The sequence below is a fragment of the Cupriavidus necator N-1 genome (assembly GCF_000219215.1).
GTDB lineage: Bacteria > Pseudomonadota > Gammaproteobacteria > Burkholderiales > Burkholderiaceae > Cupriavidus > Cupriavidus necator.
In genome coordinates this window covers 399,148-413,950 of sequence record NC_015726.1, presented here as the reverse complement: position 1 = coordinate 413,950, position 14,803 = coordinate 399,148, and the positions used below count along the sequence as shown (strand labels likewise).

Here is a 14,803-nt window from a genome sequence, read left to right as displayed (position 1 = left end):
CGCTAGAACGGAATATCGTCGTCCATATCCTCGAAACCATTCGAGGCCGGCTGCTGCGGACGGCGTGCCGCGCCACCGCTCTGGCCGCCACCCTGGGCACCGCCCTGGCCGCCGCGGGCGCCACCGCCGTAGCCGCCGCCCGACGCTTCGCGGCTGTAGCCACCGCCGCCTGCGCCGCCACCGTAGCCGCCTTCGTCACCGCCACCGCCGCCGCCCTGGCGCGAACCCAGCATCTGCATCTGGTCGGCAACGATTTCAGTGGAGTACTTGTCCTGGCCCGACTGGTCCTGCCACTTGCGCGTGCGGATGCGGCCTTCGATATAGACCGACGATCCCTTGCGCAGGTACTGGCCGGCGATTTCGGCGATCTTGCCGAAGAACGAGACGCGGTGCCATTCGGTGGCCTCCTTCATCTCGCCGCTCTGCTTGTCCTTGTAGCGATCGGTGGTCGCCAGGCGGATATTGGTCACGGCGTCGCCGCTGGGCAGGTAGCGGGTTTCCGGGTCTGCGCCGAGGTTGCCGACGAGAATGACTTTGTTGACCGATGCCATGTGAATGTTCTCCAAAAGCCACGCGCTGTGTTGAAAAGCGTGGCAATACGATGACGGTAAAGCGGATGTAGTGTGACGCGATACTGCGGTGACGTAAACGAACATCGCGCCCCCGGCCAGACGTCGGGTGGCGCGATCATGCTAGCCCTTTTCCAGGCCGGATTCTTTACGATGTGATGCAGGTCAGGCCGGCGTTGCCGGTGCAGCTTCCTGCCCGCGCGCCGGCGGCGCCTTCATGCTCCAGGCGATTATAAGCCAGAGCAACAGCACCACCGCGCAACCGACGAACACGGCGCTGCGCCCCTCGTGCTTGAGCAGCCAGCCACCGGCCGCGCCGCCCAGGAACAGGCCCAGCGCCTGCGTGGTATTGTAGACGCCCAGCGCCGCGCCGCGCGCGGCCGCGGCGTAGCGCGACACCAGCGACGGCTGCATCGCCTCCAGCACGTTGAACGCGACGAAGAAGAGCAGCAGGACGCCGACGATGGCCCACAGCCCGTGCACGGCGGCAAACAGCAGCTGCACCGCGGTCATCAGCGCGACCGCGCCCAGCAGCACCGGGCGCACGCGGCCGTAGCGCTCGGCCGCCATCATCGGGCCCAGCATCAGCACGAAGGACACCAGCACCACCGGCAAGTAGACCTTCCAGTGCTGGTCCAGCGGCATGCCGGCATCGGCCAGCATGGCGGGCACCACCATGAACATGGCCACCTGCGAAGCGTGCAGCGCCAGCACGCCGACATTCAGGCGCGCCAGGTCGGCGTTGAGCAGCACCTTGCGGAACGGCAGGCGCACCGGATGCGGCGGCGGCGGGGTCGGCACCAGGAACAGCGTCACGCCGATGGCCACCAGCCCCAGCACCGACATCAGCCCGAAGATGCCGGACATGCCGATGCTGTGCAGCAGCGGCGAGGCGATCACCAGCGACAGCGCGAAGGTCAGGCCGATGCTGCCGCCCACCATTGCCATCGCCTTGGTGCGATGGCGCTCGCGCGTCAGGTCGGCGATGCAGGCGGTGATTGCCGCGGAGATCGCGCCCATGCCCTGCAGCGCGCGGCCGGCGATGATGCCGCTGAGCGTGTCGGAGAAGGCGGCCACCAGCCCGCCGGCGATGAACAGCAGCAGCCCGGCCACCATCACCGGCTTGCGCCCGATGCGGTCGGACAGCCAGCCCAGCGGGATGTGCAGGAATGCCTGCATCAGGCCATAGATGCCCATGGCCAGGCCCACGCGCTGGGCGTCGTGCCCGTCGGGCAGGCTGTGCGCGAATTCGGCAAAGACGGGCAGGATCAGGAACAGGCCAAGCATGCGCAGCGCGAAGATGCTGGCCAGCGACACGGCGGCGCGCAGCTCGGCGCGGGTCATGCGTTCGCGGGCGGGGGCCTGGGATGCGTCAGCGGCACCCGCACCCGGGGAGGAAGACTGGATCGACGGCATTGCGATCGTGGGATCGTGGAATCTGTCAGGCTGGCTGCCGGTGCATCGCAACGGCAGTTTCGATCGGGATCGCGGGGGGAAGTTGCCGCCCGGAACCCGGGGCCGGCGGCGGCTTCGCCGGGCGCCTGCATGGCGCGGGCCACCCCGGAAACCGAAGTTGGGTATATTAACAGGTTTGCTCCTTCGCGCTTCCCGGGTCACCTGGCCATGCCAGCTGGCCCCCGGGCGTGTGCCCGGGCGCGCATTCCGGCCGTCGCCAGCGGTCGGAAGTGCCAAATACGGTACTTGTTTCTGGGTTTTGCGATTCCTTCAGACAGCCTTGCCAACCCCGGCAGGGCGGCCTGTCTGGCGACGACTTTTCGGCATATGGAAGAAATCAAGATCCGTGGGGCGCGTACCCACAACCTGAAGAACATCAATCTCGACCTGCCGCGCAACCGGCTGATCGTGATCACCGGCCTGTCGGGCTCGGGCAAGTCCTCGCTCGCCTTCGACACGCTCTATGCCGAGGGCCAGCGCCGCTACGTGGAGTCGCTGTCCGCCTATGCCCGCCAGTTCCTGCAGCTGATGGAAAAGCCGGACGTGGACCTGATCGAGGGGCTGTCGCCCGCGATCTCGATCGAGCAGAAAGCCACCAGCCACAACCCGCGCTCCACGGTCGGCACCGTCACCGAGATCCACGACTACCTGCGCCTGCTGTATGCGCGCGCCGGCACGCCCTACTGCCCCGACCACAACCTGCCGCTGCAGGCGCAGAGCGTGTCGCAGATGGTGGACGCCGCGCTGGCACTGCCGGAAGACACCAAGCTGATGATCCTGGCGCCGGTGGTGGCCGACCGCAAGGGCGAGCACTCGGACCTGTTCGACAGCATGCAGGCGCAGGGTTTCGTGCGCTTTCGCATCCGCTCGGGCGGCGGCGCCGCGCACGAGGCCGAGGCCAAGGTCTATGAGGTCGATGCGCTGCCGAAACTGAAAAAGACCGAGAAGCACACCATTGAAGTGGTGGTGGACCGCGTCAAGGTGCGCGCCGACATCAAGCAGCGCCTGGCCGAGTCGTTCGAGACCGCGTTGCGCCTGGCCGATGGGCGCGCGCTTGCGCTGGAACTCGACAGCGGCAAGGAGCATATGTTCAGCTCCAAGTTTGCCTGCCCGATCTGCTCGTATTCGCTGCAGGAGCTGGAGCCGCGGCTGTTCTCGTTCAACAACCCGATGGGCGCCTGCCCGAGCTGCGACGGGCTGGGCCAGATCACCTTCTTCGACCCAAAGCGCGTGGTGGCCTTCCCCAACCTGTCGCTGGCCTCGGGCGCGATCAAGGGCTGGGACCGCCGCAACCAGTTCTACTTCCAGATGCTGCAAGGCCTGGCCGCGTACTACGACTTCGACACCGAGACGCCGTTCGAGGAGCTGCCGGAAAACGTGCAGCAGTCGGTGCTGCACGGCTCGGGCGAGCAGGAGATCCCGTTCACCTATATCAACGAACGCGGCCGCACCACCGTGCGCGAGCATGTGTTCGAAGGGATCATCCCCAACCTGGAGCGCCGCTACCGCGAAACCGATTCGGTCGCCGTGCGCGAGGAACTGGCCAAGTACCAGAACAACCAGCCCTGCCCCGCCTGCCACGGCACCCGCCTGCGCACCGAGGCGCGCCACGTCAAGCTGGGCGAGGGCGAGCAGGCGCGCGCGATCTTCGAGATCAACGGCTGGCCGCTGCGCGACGCGCTGACGTACTTCCTGACGCTGGACATGCACGGCGCCAAGCGCGAGATCGGCGACAAGATCATCAAGGAGATCTCGGCGCGGCTGAACTTCCTGAACAACGTCGGGCTGGACTACCTGTCATTGGAGCGCAGCGCCGATACGCTGTCGGGCGGCGAGGCCCAGCGCATCCGGCTGGCTTCGCAGATCGGCTCGGGACTGACCGGCGTGATGTATGTGCTGGACGAACCCTCGATCGGCCTGCACCAGCGCGACAACGACCGCCTGATCGGCACGCTCAAGCACCTGCGCGACATCGGCAACTCGGTGCTGGTGGTCGAGCATGACGAGGACATGATCCGCGCCTGCGACTACGTAGTCGACATCGGCCCGGGCGCCGGCGTGCACGGCGGCATGATCGTGGCCGAGGGCACGCCGCGGCAGATCGAGGAGTCGCCGGCATCGCTGACCGGGCAATACCTGTCCGGCCAGCGCCGCATCGAGGTGCCGAAGGAACGCGCCGCGCCCGACGATGAGCGCCTGCTGCGCATTGTCAACGCCAGCGGCAACAACCTGCGCAACGTCACCGCCGAGGTGCCGGTGGGCTTGCTGACCTGCATCACCGGCGTGTCCGGCTCGGGCAAGTCGACGCTGATCAACGACACGCTCTACCACGCGGTGGCGCGCCACCTGTACGGCTCAACGCCGGAGCCGGCGCCGCATGACCGCATCGAGGGGCTGGAGCATTTCGACAAGGTCATCAACGTCGACCAGAGCCCTATCGGCCGCACGCCGCGCTCCAACCCGGCCACCTACACCGGCCTGTTCACGCCCATCCGCGAACTGTTCGCCGGCGTGCCGTCGGCCAAGGAGCGCGGCTACGATCCGGGCCGCTTCTCGTTCAACGTCAAGGGCGGGCGCTGCGAGTCCTGCCAGGGCGACGGCGTGCTCAAGGTCGAGATGCACTTCCTGCCGGACGTCTATGTGCCCTGCGATGTCTGCCACGGCAAGCGCTACAACCGCGAGACGCTGGAGGTGCTGTACAAGGGCAGGAACATCTCCGAGGTACTGGACCTGACCGTCGAACAGGCGCATGAGTTCTTCAGCGCCGTGCCGGTGGTGCGGCGCAAGCTGCAGACGCTGCTGGACGTGGGCCTGGGCTATATCCGGCTGGGGCAGTCGGCGACCACGCTGTCGGGCGGCGAGGCGCAGCGCGTCAAGCTGTCGCTGGAACTGTCCAAGCGCGATACCGGGCGCACGCTCTATATCCTGGACGAGCCCACCACCGGGCTGCACTTCCATGACATCGAACTGCTGCTCAAGGTCATCCACAAGCTGCGCGACCAGGGCAATACCGTGGTCATCATCGAGCACAACCTGGACGTCATCAAGACCGCGGACTGGCTGATCGACATGGGGCCGGAAGGCGGCGCCGGCGGCGGGCAGGTGATCGCGCGCGGCACGCCGGAGGATGTGGCCAGGAGCAAGGCCAGCTTTACCGGCAAGTACCTGGCGCCGCTGCTAAAGCGCGCATAAGGGTGTGCAGGCGCTTGCAGGCCGGTGGCGCCGCGCCCCTTGCATTCACCACCCCGCGCCCTACCATGAACCCGATGGCGGCAAGCCCTGCGGCCATTCGGGAGCCTGTCATGGAACTGTCGGTCGTGTCGGTCACCAAGCCGGAAGCCACCAACTTCATCTTCGGCCAGTCGCATTTCATCAAGACCGTGGAAGACCTGCACGAGGCGCTGGCCGGCACCGTGCCGGGCATCCTCTTCGGGCTGGCGTTCTGCGAGGCCTCGGGCAAGCGCCTGGTGCGCTGGTCGGGCACAGATGAAGACCTGATCGACCTGGCCTGCGAAAACGCCCGCGCCATCGGTGCCGGGCATACCTTCCTGATCTTCCTCGGCGACGGGTTCTTTCCGGTCAACGTGCTGGCCGCAGTGCGGGCGGTACCGGAGGTGTGCCGCATCTTCTGCGCAACGGCCAACCCGACCCAGGTGATCATCGCCGAGACCGACGTCGGGCGCGGCGTGGTGGGGGTGATCGATGGCGCCTCGCCGCTGGGGATCGAGACCGATGCCGATGTGGCCGAGCGCAAGGCGCTGCTGCGGAAGTTCGGCTACAAGCTCTAGCGTCGCCGCTCAGTGCTGCGCTGCCTGCACGGTCGACACCGTCGGCAGGTCGTCTTCCTTCATCCGGCTGCGGTTGAGCACCCCAGCCTGCTCCAGCACCGGATAAGCCGTCGCACAGAACAGCGAATTCAGGCGCTTCAGTTCGCTGATCACATCCAGGTGCAATGAGCTGGTCTCGATGCTCTCGGCGGTCTGCACCGCCACGCGCTGCAGGTGGGTGCGCGCGTACTTGCGCTCCAGCTCGCGGAAGTTCGCTTTCTCGGCCATCAGCGCCTGCGCGCTCTTGAGGTCGCCGTTGAGGAACACCGACAAGCCCAGCCGCAGGTTGGCGACCAGGCGTGCGTGCATCTCTGCGATCTCCTGCATGCCCGCCTCGGAGAACATCAGGTTGTGGGCGATCTTCTTGTCCTTGGTATCGAGCAGGATGCGCTCGATGATGTCGCCCGCGTGTTCCAGGTTGATGGTGAGCGAGATGATCTCGGTCCAGCGCTGGCCGTCGCGCTCGTCCAGCGCTTCCAGGCTGATGCGGGTCAGGTAGAGCTTGATCGCGGTGTAGAGGTCGTCCACCTCGTTGTCGATGCGGCAGGTGGCGTCGGCCAGCTTGGCGTCGTTGGTGCGCAGCACGCGCAGCATGTTGTCCAGCATCTGCTCGACGCGGTCGCCGATGCGCAGCACTTCGCGCGCGGCGTTGGCCAGCGCGAGCGTGGGCGTGGTCAGCGCGGCGGTATCGAGGTGGCGCGGCGTGACCTGGCTGTCGCCGGTGTTGCGCCCGGGCAGCACCTTCTCGCACAGGCGCGCCAGCGGCGCGGTGGCGCCCAGCAGCAGCACCGCCAGCGCGACGTTGAACAGCAGGTGGAAATTGACGATCAGCCGCTGCGGGTCATGGTCCAGCAGCGCCAGCAACTCTTCGGCCTGGCCCAGCAGCGGCAGCGCCACCAGGCAGCCCAGCAGGCGCGACAGCAGGTTGCCCAGCGTCACGCGCTTGCCCGGCTGGTTGTTGCCCGAGGTGGTCAGCAGCGCCGAGATGCCCGAACCCAGGTTGGCCCCCAGCACCAGCGCCAGCGCCACGTGGATCGACACCACGCCGGCCGACGCCAGCGCGCCGCAGAACAGCACCACGGCCAGGCTGGAATAGCACAGGATGGTCAGGAAGGCGCCGACCAGCATGTCCAGCCCCGAGTCGCCGGTCAGCGAGGCGAACAGCACCTTGACGCCGGCGGCCTGCACCACGGGACGGGTGGCGATGGAGATCAGTTCCAGCGCCAGCGTGATCAGCCCCAGGCCGATCAGCACGCGGCCGACGTGGCCGGGCTTGCTGCCCTTCCAGGTCAGGTGGCAGATCACGCCAACGAAGATCAGCAGCGGCGATAGCCATGACAGGTCCAGCGAGAACACCTGCACCATCAGCGCGGTGCCGACGTTGGCGCCGAGCATGATGGCCAGCGCCGGCGCTACGGCGATCAAGCCCTGGCCGACGAAGGAGCTGACGATGACCGCCGTGGCGTTGCTGCTCTGGACCAGGCCGGTGACGCCGAGCCCGGCGAGGAAGGCGGTGAAGCGGTTGGAGACGCTGGTCGACAGGACATGGCGCAGGTTCGCACCGTAGACGCGCAGGATGCCGACCTTGACGATGTTGGTGCCCCAGACGAGCAGGGCAACGCCTGATAGCAGGTGAAGGAGTACGCCCATTGTGCGCCTTTGTGTGACCAGTGCCGACAAAACCCTGGAGGCTCGGCCCGGTCATCGTGTAGTTGTCAATGGGGCATTATGCGCCCGCCACCCGACAGCGGCAACGGCACGGGTGCGGCGTGCGGGCAACGGGCAACGGGCAACGGGCAACGGGCAACGGGCAACGGGCAACGGGCAACACCGGCAAAGCATGCCGCAACGAGCGCCCGGGTGCGCGCCAGGCGACGGCGCTCAGGGCAGCGCGACCTTGATCCCCAGACCGACGAAGATCGCCCCGGCGGCGCGGTCCAGCCAGCGGCCGGTGGCCGGGCGGCGGCGCAGCCAGGCGCCCAGCCAGCCGGCGCACAGCCCGAACAGCGAGAACACCACCGCCGTCTGCAGCATGAAGACCACGCCCAGCAGCAGGAACTGCAGCCCCGGGTGCGTGGCATCGGCGCGCACGAACTGCGGCAGGAACACCAGGAAGAACAACGTCACCTTGGGATTCATGATGTTGCCGAGCACGCTCTGGCGGAACACGCGCCCCAGCGGCACCGCATCGACATCACCGCCCTGCGCCAGCCCGCCCTTTGCGCGCAGCGCCTGAATGCCGATCCAGATCAGGTAGGCCGCGCCCGCGTACTTGATCAGCTGGAACGCCAGCGGCGACGAGCGCAGCACCGCGGCCAGCCCCACCGCCGCAATCACGGTGTGGAACAGGCACCCGACCGAAAAGCCCAGTGCCGCCACCAGCCCCGCGCGCCGGCCCTGCGCCATGCCGCGCGCCAGCACCTGCAGGTTGTCGGGCCCCGGGGCCACAGTCACGGCAATCGAAGTCAGCAGGAACAGCAGCAGGTCAGGCATGGGGTCTCCTTGCGTGGAAATCTTGCGGGCCGGTCAGCGTGGCTCAGTGACCTTCAAACTTGCACACGGTGAACAGCGGCAGCCCGCCGTCCTGCAGCAGCTTCGAGCCGCCCAGTTCGGGCAGGTCGACGATGGCGGCGCCCTCCACCACCGTCGCGCCCAGGCGCTCCAGCAGCTTGCGCCCGGCCATCATGGTGCCGCCGGTGGCGATCAGGTCGTCGACCAGCAGCACGCGGTCGCCGGCCTTGCAGGCGTCGGCATGGATCTCGACGGTGGCGCTGCCGTATTCCAGCTCGTACTCCTCGGCCACGGTCTGGAACGGCAGTTTGCCCTTCTTGCGGATCGGCACAAAGCCCAGGTTCAGCTCATACGCGACGATCGCGCCCAGGATAAAGCCGCGCGCGTCGATGCCCGCCACCAGGTCGAGCTGCGCATCCATGTAGCGGTGCACAAAGACATCGATCAGCACGCGCAGCGTCTTGGGATTCTGCAGCAGCGGGGTGATGTCGCGGAACATCACGCCCGGCATGGGCCAGTCCGGCACGGTGCGGATGCGCTCGCGCAGGTAGCCGGTGACGTCGCCGAGCTCGGGGGACTGGATGATGGAATCTGCCATAGGGGTCTGGAGACGGTAGGCGCGCAGCGTGGCGCGCCAGTCAGAAAGGGGTCGCAGTGGGTCGCGGCAGGGGTGGCCGCCGGCGCGGTAACCAGTTACCACCCGCGCCACCGGGGCGGCCAGCACAATGGCCCTGCCGGCCCGGTTGGCTAGCCAAGGGGCCGGGCTGCCGCGTCCGGCACCCGCCGGACACCCGTAACCATACAGGAGACCGCGATGGCAAAAAAGATTCTGATGCTGGTGGGCGACTACGCCGAAGACTACGAAACCATGGTGCCGTTCCAGGCACTGCAGATGGTCGGCCACACCGTCCACGCCGCCTGCCCGGACAAGCAGGCGGGCGACGCCTGCGCCACCGCCATCCATGACTTCGAGGGCGACCAGACCTACACCGAGAAACGCGGCCACAACTTCACCCTCAACGCGACCTTTGCCGGGATCGACCCCGCCAGTTACGACGCACTGGTCATCCCCGGCGGCCGCGCCCCGGAATACCTGCGTCTGAACGCGCGCGTGCTGGAGATCGTGCGCCACTTCGCCCAGGCGGACAAGCCGATCGCCGCGGTCTGCCACGGCGCCCAGCTGCTGGCCGCGGCAGGCGTGCTGGAAGGCAAGACCTGCTCAGCCTACCCAGCCTGCGCGCCCGAGGTGAAGCTGGCCGGCGGCACCTATGCCGATATTCCCGTCGACCAGGCCCATACCGACGGCAACCTCGTCACCGCCCCGGCCTGGCCCGCGCATCCGGCCTGGCTGGCGCAGTTCCTTGCCGTGCTGGGTACGCGGATCGTACATTAGAGCTTTCCGCACGCGGCGCCCCCACGCGTGAAGGCACGGCCCGCCCCCCTGCGGCGAGCCGTGCACATGCCCGCCGGCCGCGCCGCCCGCACGGGAGCATCCATGTGTGAAATCTTTATCCGCGCCAATCCGGCGTCGTACCAAAGCCAGTCGCGCTCGCTGCGCCTGCATGGCGTGGCCACCAGCATCCGGCTCGAGAGCCTGTTCTGGGAAGTGCTGGAAGAACTGGCGCGACGCGACGACATGACCGTCAACCAGCTGATCACGCGCCTGCACGATGAACTGACCGAACATCGCGGCAGCGAGGCGGTGGCGGGCAATTTCTCGTCCTTCCTGCGTGTGTGCTGCCTGCGCTACCTGATGCTGCAAGGCGAGGGCCGCATCCCGGCCGATGCCAGCGTGCCGATCCGCTCGCTGGACGCACGCGCCGTGCTCGACAACCTGCCGGAATCCTGGGTCGAGGCGCGTCCGCACTGACGCATCCGGCGGCCCCGCTCAGCCGTTCAGGATGCGCGTCTCTGCCGCTTCCAGCGCCTCGGGCGGGCCGCGCAGCACTACGATGTCGCCCGGTTCCAGCACTGTCTCGGGCTCCGGGTCGAAGGCGCGGATGCCGCGCCGGCGCACCGCGGTCACTTCCACGCCGATGCGCTCCAGCCCCAGCACGCCAAGGCGCCGCCCCACCGCCGTGGATTGCGGCCCGAGCGACACGGAGTGCAGCCGCACCGAATCGCGCTCGACCATGTCCTCATCATCGTCGCGGCCGTGGAAATAGCCGCGCAGCAGGCTGTAGCGCGCGTCGCGCGCCTGCTGCACGCCGCGCACCACCCGGCGCATCGGCACGCCCAGCAGCACCAGCGCGTGCGAGGCCAGCATCAGGCTGCCCTCGATGATCTCGGGCACCACTTCGGTGGCGCCGGCCTTCTGCAGCGTGTCGAGCTCTGAATCGTCCACCGTGCGCACGATCACCGGCAGCGCCGGCGCCAGCTCCTGCACGTGGTGCAGCACCTTGAGCGCCGATGGAGTGTTGGCATAGGTGACGATCAGGGCGGCGGCGCGGTGGATGCCGGCGGCGATCAGCGCCTCGCGCCGGCCGGCGTCGCCGTAGACCACGGTATCGCCGGCCGCGGCGGCCTCGCGCACGCGGTCGGGGTCCAGGTCCAGCGCCACGTAGTTGATGCCCTCGCGCTCCAGCATGTGCGCCAGGTTCTGCCCGCTGCGGCCGAAGCCGCAGATGATGGCGTGTTTCTCGGTCTGCAGGCTCTGCGCGGCGATGCGGGTCATGTTCAGCGACTGCATCAGCCATTCGTTGGCGGTAAAGCGCAGCACGATGGCGTCGCTGTACTGGATCAGGAATGGCGCGGCCAGCATCGACAGCAGCATCGACGCCAGGATCACCTGGATCAGCACCGGGTCGACCAGGTTCAGGCCGTCGATCTGGTTCAGCAGCACGAAACCGAATTCGCCGGCCTGCGCGAGCCCCAGCCCGGTGCGGATGGCCACCCCCTGGCGCGAGCCGAAGACCCGCGCCAGCAGCGCGATCAGCACCAGCTTGAACAGCACCGGCACCACCAGCAGCGCCAGCACCAGCCATACGTGATCCAGCACTACGCGGATATTGAGCAGCATGCCGATGGTGACGAAGAACAGCCCCAGCAGCACGTCGCGGAACGGCTTGATGTCCTCTTCCACCTGGTGGCGGTAGGGCGTCTCGGAGATCAGCATGCCCGCCATGAAGGCGCCCAGCGCCATCGACAGGCCCAGCCGCTCGGTCAGCGCCGCCATGCCCAGCGTCACCAGCAGCAGGTTCAGCATGAACAGTTCCTGCGAACGGCGCGCCGCCACCACGTGGAACCAGCGGCTCATCAGGCGCTGGCCGAGGAAGAAGATGGCGCCCAGGGCCACCACGATCTTGACCGTGGCCAGGCCCAGCGCCACCATCAGGTCGCCCGGATCGCGCGACAGCGCCGGGATCACGATCAGCAGCGGCACCACCGCCAGATCCTGGAACAGCAGGATGCTGATGATATTGCGGCCGTGCTCGCTTTCTAGCTCCATGCGCTCGGACAGCATCTTGGAGACGATCGCGGTGGAAGACATCGCCAGCGCCCCGCCCAGCGCCACCGACGCCTGCCAGGACAGCGGGAACAGCCAGTTGAAAGCCCAGCTGGCCGGCACCACCGCCAGCATCGACAGCACCACCTGCGAGCCGCCCAGGCCGAACACCAGCCGCTTCATCGAGCGCAGCTTGGTCAGGTTGAACTCCAGCCCGATCGAGAACATCAGGAAGACCACGCCGAATTCGGCTAGGTACTTGGTCTGCGCGGTGTCGCTGGCCAGCCCCAGCGCATGCGGGCCGATCAGGATGCCAACGGCCAGGTAGCCCAGCATCGGTGGCAGCTGCAGCATGCGGAATGCGACCACGCCGAAGACGGCGGCGGCCAGCAGCACCAGGGTCAGTTCCAGCGGAGAATGCATCAGGCGGTCTGGGTGACCGGCCAGGCGCGCGTCCGACCCGGCACGGGCACCCTGCCGGCAAAATACGGCGAGCACGGCAAGCACGACGTGCGCCATGGGTCGGGCCAGGCGCCATCGCATTCGTTGGTATACTTCGTCGCCATGATAGCCAATTTCGATGCGGATCGAGCACTCAGACTCGCCCGCGACACTCTCCAGACCGAAGCCGATGCGGTTTCCGCACTTTCCGGACGCCTGAACGGCGACTTTGCCCGTGCCGTGCTGCTGATCCTGCAATGCACCGGGCGCGTGGTCGTCTCGGGCATTGGCAAGTCCGGCCATATCGGACGCAAGGTTGCGGCCACGCTGGCCTCTACCGGCACGCCGGCGTTCTTTGTGCACCCGGCCGAAGCCAGCCACGGCGACCTGGGCATGGTCACGCGCGACGACGTGCTGATCGCCTTCTCCAATTCTGGCGAGACCGGCGAGCTGCTGTCGATCATCCCGATTGTCAAGCGCATCGGCGCGCGGCTGATCTCGGTCACCGGCAACCCCGACTCCAACCTGGCCAAGCTGGCCGACGTCCACCTGGACGCGGCGGTCGAGAAAGAAGCCTGCCCGCTGAACCTGGCGCCGACGGCCAGCACCACCGCGGCGCTGGCGCTCGGCGATGCGCTGGCAGTGGCGGTGCTGGATGCGCGCGGCTTTGGCGAGGAAGACTTCGCCCGCTCGCACCCCGGCGGCGCGCTCGGGCGCAAGCTTCTGACCCATGTGCGCGACGTGATGCGCACCGGCAACGCCGTGCCCGAGGTGCGTGAGAACACGCCGCTGGCCCAGGCGCTGATGGAAATCACCCGCAAGGGCATGGCCATGACCGCCGTGGTGGATCCGGACGGACACGCCATCGGCGTCTTCACCGACGGCGACCTGCGCCGCCTGCTGGAAACCCCGCGCGACTGGAAGACCGTGCCCATCGGCGAGGTCATGCACCACAACCCGCACGTGGTCAACGAGAACCAGCTCGCCGTCGAGGCGGTGCAGGTGATGGAAGCCAACCGCATCAACCAGCTGCTGGTGGTGGACGACGACGGCCGCCTGACCGGCGCGCTGCATATCCACGACCTGACCCGCGCCAAGGTCATCTGAGCGGGCGCGGGCCCGGCACAACCGGCACAACGCCAAGGACACCATGCAGGCACTCCTCGCCTCCCTCAGCGGCATCGTCATGCGGCTGCTGCCGCTGCTGCTGATGGCCTTCGTGGCGGGCAGCACGTTCTGGCTGGTCCAGATCAACTCCCCCAAGGAAGACCTGGCCGCGCAAAGCACCAAGAAGCATGAGCCTGATTACTTCATGGACCGCTTCTCGGCCACCGAGCTGGCGCCGGACGGCAGCACCAAGATCCGCTTCACCGGCGAGCGCATGGTCCATTTCGAGGACGACCAGACCTACGAAGTGACCCGGCCCGCCATGCGCGCGTACGAGCCGGACCGCCCGCCGGTCACCGCCCGCGCCGATATGGGCCGCATGAACGCCGAGGGCTCGGTGATCGACCTGTACGGCAACGGCTTCGTCATGCGCCAGCAGGGCGTGGACGTGTCCAAGGACCCGCAGCTGACCGCCGCATCCAGTTATTTCCAGCTGCTGATCAATGACGACATCGTCAAGACCGACAAGCCAGTCAAGCTGACGCGCGGCCCGTCGGTGATGACCGCCAACGGCCTGATCTTCAACAACGTCACGCGCGAAGTACAATTGCTCGGCAATGTACGCGGCACCATCATCACCGGGCCGTCCCCAGGCCGCGCGCCGGGGTCCTGAGCCCCGGCCCGGGGGCCGCACCAACCCGCACCAACGTACCCAGACGCCCTCAAGCAACCCCTGCCAACATGACTGCTTCCCTGACGACATCGTCCCGTCGACGCACCGCCCCGGCTCTGCTCGCCCTGGCCATGGCCTTCGGCCTGCTGGCCCAGCCCGCCCTGGCCGAGCGCGCGGACCGCGACAAGCCGATGGTGCTGGAGGCGGACAACGCCAGCTACGACGACGTCAAGCAGATCTATACGCTGACCGGCAACGTGGTGCTAACCAAGGGCACCATGATCCTGAAGTCCGACGCGGCCGAACTGCGCACCGACCCCGAGGGCTACCAGTTCGCGGTAGCCACCGCCAAGCCGGGCAAGCAGGCCTACATCCGCCAGAAGCGCGAAGGCGTCGACGAATACATCGACGGCTGGGGCGACCGCATCGAGTACGACGGCAAGCAGGAGTACTCCAAGCTGATCGGCAATGCCCGCATGGCGCGCCTGCAGGGCGCCAAGCAGGTCGATGAGATCCGCGGCGCGGTGCTGACCTACGACAGCCGCAAGGAGTTCTACACGGCCGCCGGCGGCGGCAGTGGCGACGCCGCGGCCGCCAATCCGTCCGGTCGCGTGCGCGCGGTGCTGTCGCCGCGCCAGGACCAGAAGGCCGGCGCCACGGGCAATGGCGGCTCGCCGCTGGACCTGAAGACGGCGCCCGCGCCTGCCAACAAACCCTGACGCCTGGCGCCGGCTTGCCTGCCCGCGCCAGAAACGCCTGAACGCCAGACCGTGCC

13 protein-coding genes are annotated in these 14,803 nt (G+C 67.7%); 7 read left to right on the top strand and 6 right to left on the bottom strand.

Annotation, left to right across the window (positions count from 1 at the left end):
- Window positions 1–2: 2 nt before the first annotated feature.
- Window positions 3–551 carry a single-stranded DNA-binding protein gene (locus CNE_RS02050; protein ID WP_013955485.1) on the bottom strand — a complete coding sequence of 183 codons (549 nt, stop codon included), beginning with the start codon at window positions 549–551 and terminating at the stop codon, window positions 3–5.
- Window positions 552–734: 183 nt separating this feature from the next.
- Window positions 735–1,985, bottom strand: a complete 1,251-nt coding sequence (locus CNE_RS02045) for an MFS transporter (protein ID WP_013955484.1) — start codon at window positions 1,983–1,985, stop codon at window positions 735–737.
- 366 nt (window positions 1,986–2,351) lie between these two features.
- Here CNE_RS02045 and uvrA point away from each other — a divergent pair, with 366 nt between their 5' ends.
- Together uvrA and CNE_RS02035 are read left to right on the top strand one after the other, a co-directional pair.
- Entirely contained in the window at window positions 2,352–5,216 is a 2,865-nt protein-coding gene (uvrA, locus tag CNE_RS02040; protein WP_013955483.1) for an excinuclease ABC subunit UvrA, read from the top strand.
- A gap of 110 nt (window positions 5,217–5,326) precedes the next feature.
- Window positions 5,327–5,812, top strand: coding sequence for an adenosine-specific kinase (locus CNE_RS02035; RefSeq protein ID WP_013955482.1), 486 nt, complete (start codon window positions 5,327–5,329; stop codon window positions 5,810–5,812).
- A gap of 9 nt (window positions 5,813–5,821) precedes the next feature.
- Here the strand turns inward: CNE_RS02035 and CNE_RS02030 are convergent, their stop codons facing one another.
- The 3 genes from CNE_RS02030 to CNE_RS02020 all read right to left on the bottom strand — a co-directional run bounded on the left by CNE_RS02030 (window position 5,822) and on the right by CNE_RS02020 (window position 8,960).
- Window positions 5,822–7,501 carry a Na/Pi cotransporter family protein gene (locus CNE_RS02030; RefSeq protein ID WP_013955481.1) on the bottom strand — a complete coding sequence of 560 codons (1,680 nt, stop codon included), beginning with the start codon at window positions 7,499–7,501 and terminating at the stop codon, window positions 5,822–5,824.
- Between the two features lie 231 nt (window positions 7,502–7,732).
- Window positions 7,733–8,344: a LysE family translocator gene (locus CNE_RS02025; RefSeq protein ID WP_013955480.1), complete on the bottom strand. Its 612-nt coding sequence runs from the start codon at window positions 8,342–8,344 to the stop codon at window positions 7,733–7,735.
- A 43-nt stretch (window positions 8,345–8,387) separates the two neighbouring features.
- Window positions 8,388–8,960, bottom strand: a complete 573-nt coding sequence (locus CNE_RS02020) for an adenine phosphoribosyltransferase (protein WP_013955479.1) — start codon at window positions 8,958–8,960, stop codon at window positions 8,388–8,390.
- Window positions 8,961–9,176: 216 nt separating this feature from the next.
- Here CNE_RS02020 and CNE_RS02015 point away from each other — a divergent pair, with 216 nt between their 5' ends.
- Window positions 9,177–9,755 (top strand): DJ-1/PfpI family protein, encoded by a 579-nt coding sequence (locus CNE_RS02015; protein ID WP_013955478.1) that lies wholly within the window; start codon window positions 9,177–9,179, stop codon window positions 9,753–9,755.
- 102 nt (window positions 9,756–9,857) lie between these two features.
- Window positions 9,858–10,232 (top strand): ribbon-helix-helix domain-containing protein, encoded by a 375-nt coding sequence (locus CNE_RS02010; protein ID WP_010814393.1) that lies wholly within the window; start codon window positions 9,858–9,860, stop codon window positions 10,230–10,232.
- Window positions 10,233–10,250: 18 nt separating this feature from the next.
- Here CNE_RS02010 and CNE_RS02005 read toward each other — a convergent pair whose 3' ends face one another.
- On the bottom strand, window positions 10,251–12,230 hold the full coding sequence (locus CNE_RS02005; RefSeq protein ID WP_013955477.1) for a monovalent cation:proton antiporter-2 (CPA2) family protein: 1,980 nt from the start codon (window positions 12,228–12,230) through the stop codon (window positions 10,251–10,253).
- A 141-nt stretch (window positions 12,231–12,371) separates the two neighbouring features.
- On the opposite strand from CNE_RS02005, the gene CNE_RS02000 reads away from it, so the two are divergent.
- The 3 genes from CNE_RS02000 (at window position 12,372) to lptA (ending at window position 14,747) form a co-directional block, all read left to right on the top strand.
- On the top strand, window positions 12,372–13,355 hold the full coding sequence (locus CNE_RS02000) for a KpsF/GutQ family sugar-phosphate isomerase (protein WP_013955476.1): 984 nt from the start codon (window positions 12,372–12,374) through the stop codon (window positions 13,353–13,355).
- 43 nt (window positions 13,356–13,398) lie between these two features.
- On the top strand, window positions 13,399–14,028 hold the full coding sequence (lptC, locus tag CNE_RS01995) for an LPS export ABC transporter periplasmic protein LptC (protein WP_013955475.1): 630 nt from the start codon (window positions 13,399–13,401) through the stop codon (window positions 14,026–14,028).
- A 68-nt stretch (window positions 14,029–14,096) separates the two neighbouring features.
- The gene (lptA, locus tag CNE_RS01990) at window positions 14,097–14,747 is read left to right on the top strand and encodes a lipopolysaccharide transport periplasmic protein LptA (RefSeq protein ID WP_013955474.1); all 651 of its coding nucleotides are present in this window, start codon (window positions 14,097–14,099) and stop codon (window positions 14,745–14,747) included.
- Window positions 14,748–14,803: the final 56 nt, after the last annotated feature.

Coding starts and splice junctions, on each gene's coding strand:
- lptC (WP_013955475.1), top strand. CDS start 13,399: ATGCAGGCACTCCTCGCCTCCCTCAGCGGCATCGTCATGCGGCTGCTG.
- CNE_RS02000 (WP_013955476.1), top strand. CDS start 12,372: ATGATAGCCAATTTCGATGCGGATCGAGCACTCAGACTCGCCCGCGAC.
- CNE_RS02005 (WP_013955477.1), bottom strand. CDS start 12,230: ATGCATTCTCCGCTGGAACTGACCCTGGTGCTGCTGGCCGCCGCCGTC.
- CNE_RS02035 (WP_013955482.1), top strand. CDS start 5,327: ATGGAACTGTCGGTCGTGTCGGTCACCAAGCCGGAAGCCACCAACTTC.
- CNE_RS02025 (WP_013955480.1), bottom strand. CDS start 8,344: ATGCCTGACCTGCTGCTGTTCCTGCTGACTTCGATTGCCGTGACTGTG.
- CNE_RS02020 (WP_013955479.1), bottom strand. CDS start 8,960: ATGGCAGATTCCATCATCCAGTCCCCCGAGCTCGGCGACGTCACCGGC.
- CNE_RS02050 (WP_013955485.1), bottom strand. CDS start 551: ATGGCATCGGTCAACAAAGTCATTCTCGTCGGCAACCTCGGCGCAGAC.
- CNE_RS02030 (WP_013955481.1), bottom strand. CDS start 7,501: ATGGGCGTACTCCTTCACCTGCTATCAGGCGTTGCCCTGCTCGTCTGG.
- uvrA (WP_013955483.1), top strand. CDS start 2,352: ATGGAAGAAATCAAGATCCGTGGGGCGCGTACCCACAACCTGAAGAAC.
- CNE_RS02010 (WP_010814393.1), top strand. CDS start 9,858: ATGTGTGAAATCTTTATCCGCGCCAATCCGGCGTCGTACCAAAGCCAG.
- CNE_RS02045 (WP_013955484.1), bottom strand. CDS start 1,985: ATGCCGTCGATCCAGTCTTCCTCCCCGGGTGCGGGTGCCGCTGACGCA.
- lptA (WP_013955474.1), top strand. CDS start 14,097: ATGACTGCTTCCCTGACGACATCGTCCCGTCGACGCACCGCCCCGGCT.
- CNE_RS02015 (WP_013955478.1), top strand. CDS start 9,177: ATGGCAAAAAAGATTCTGATGCTGGTGGGCGACTACGCCGAAGACTAC.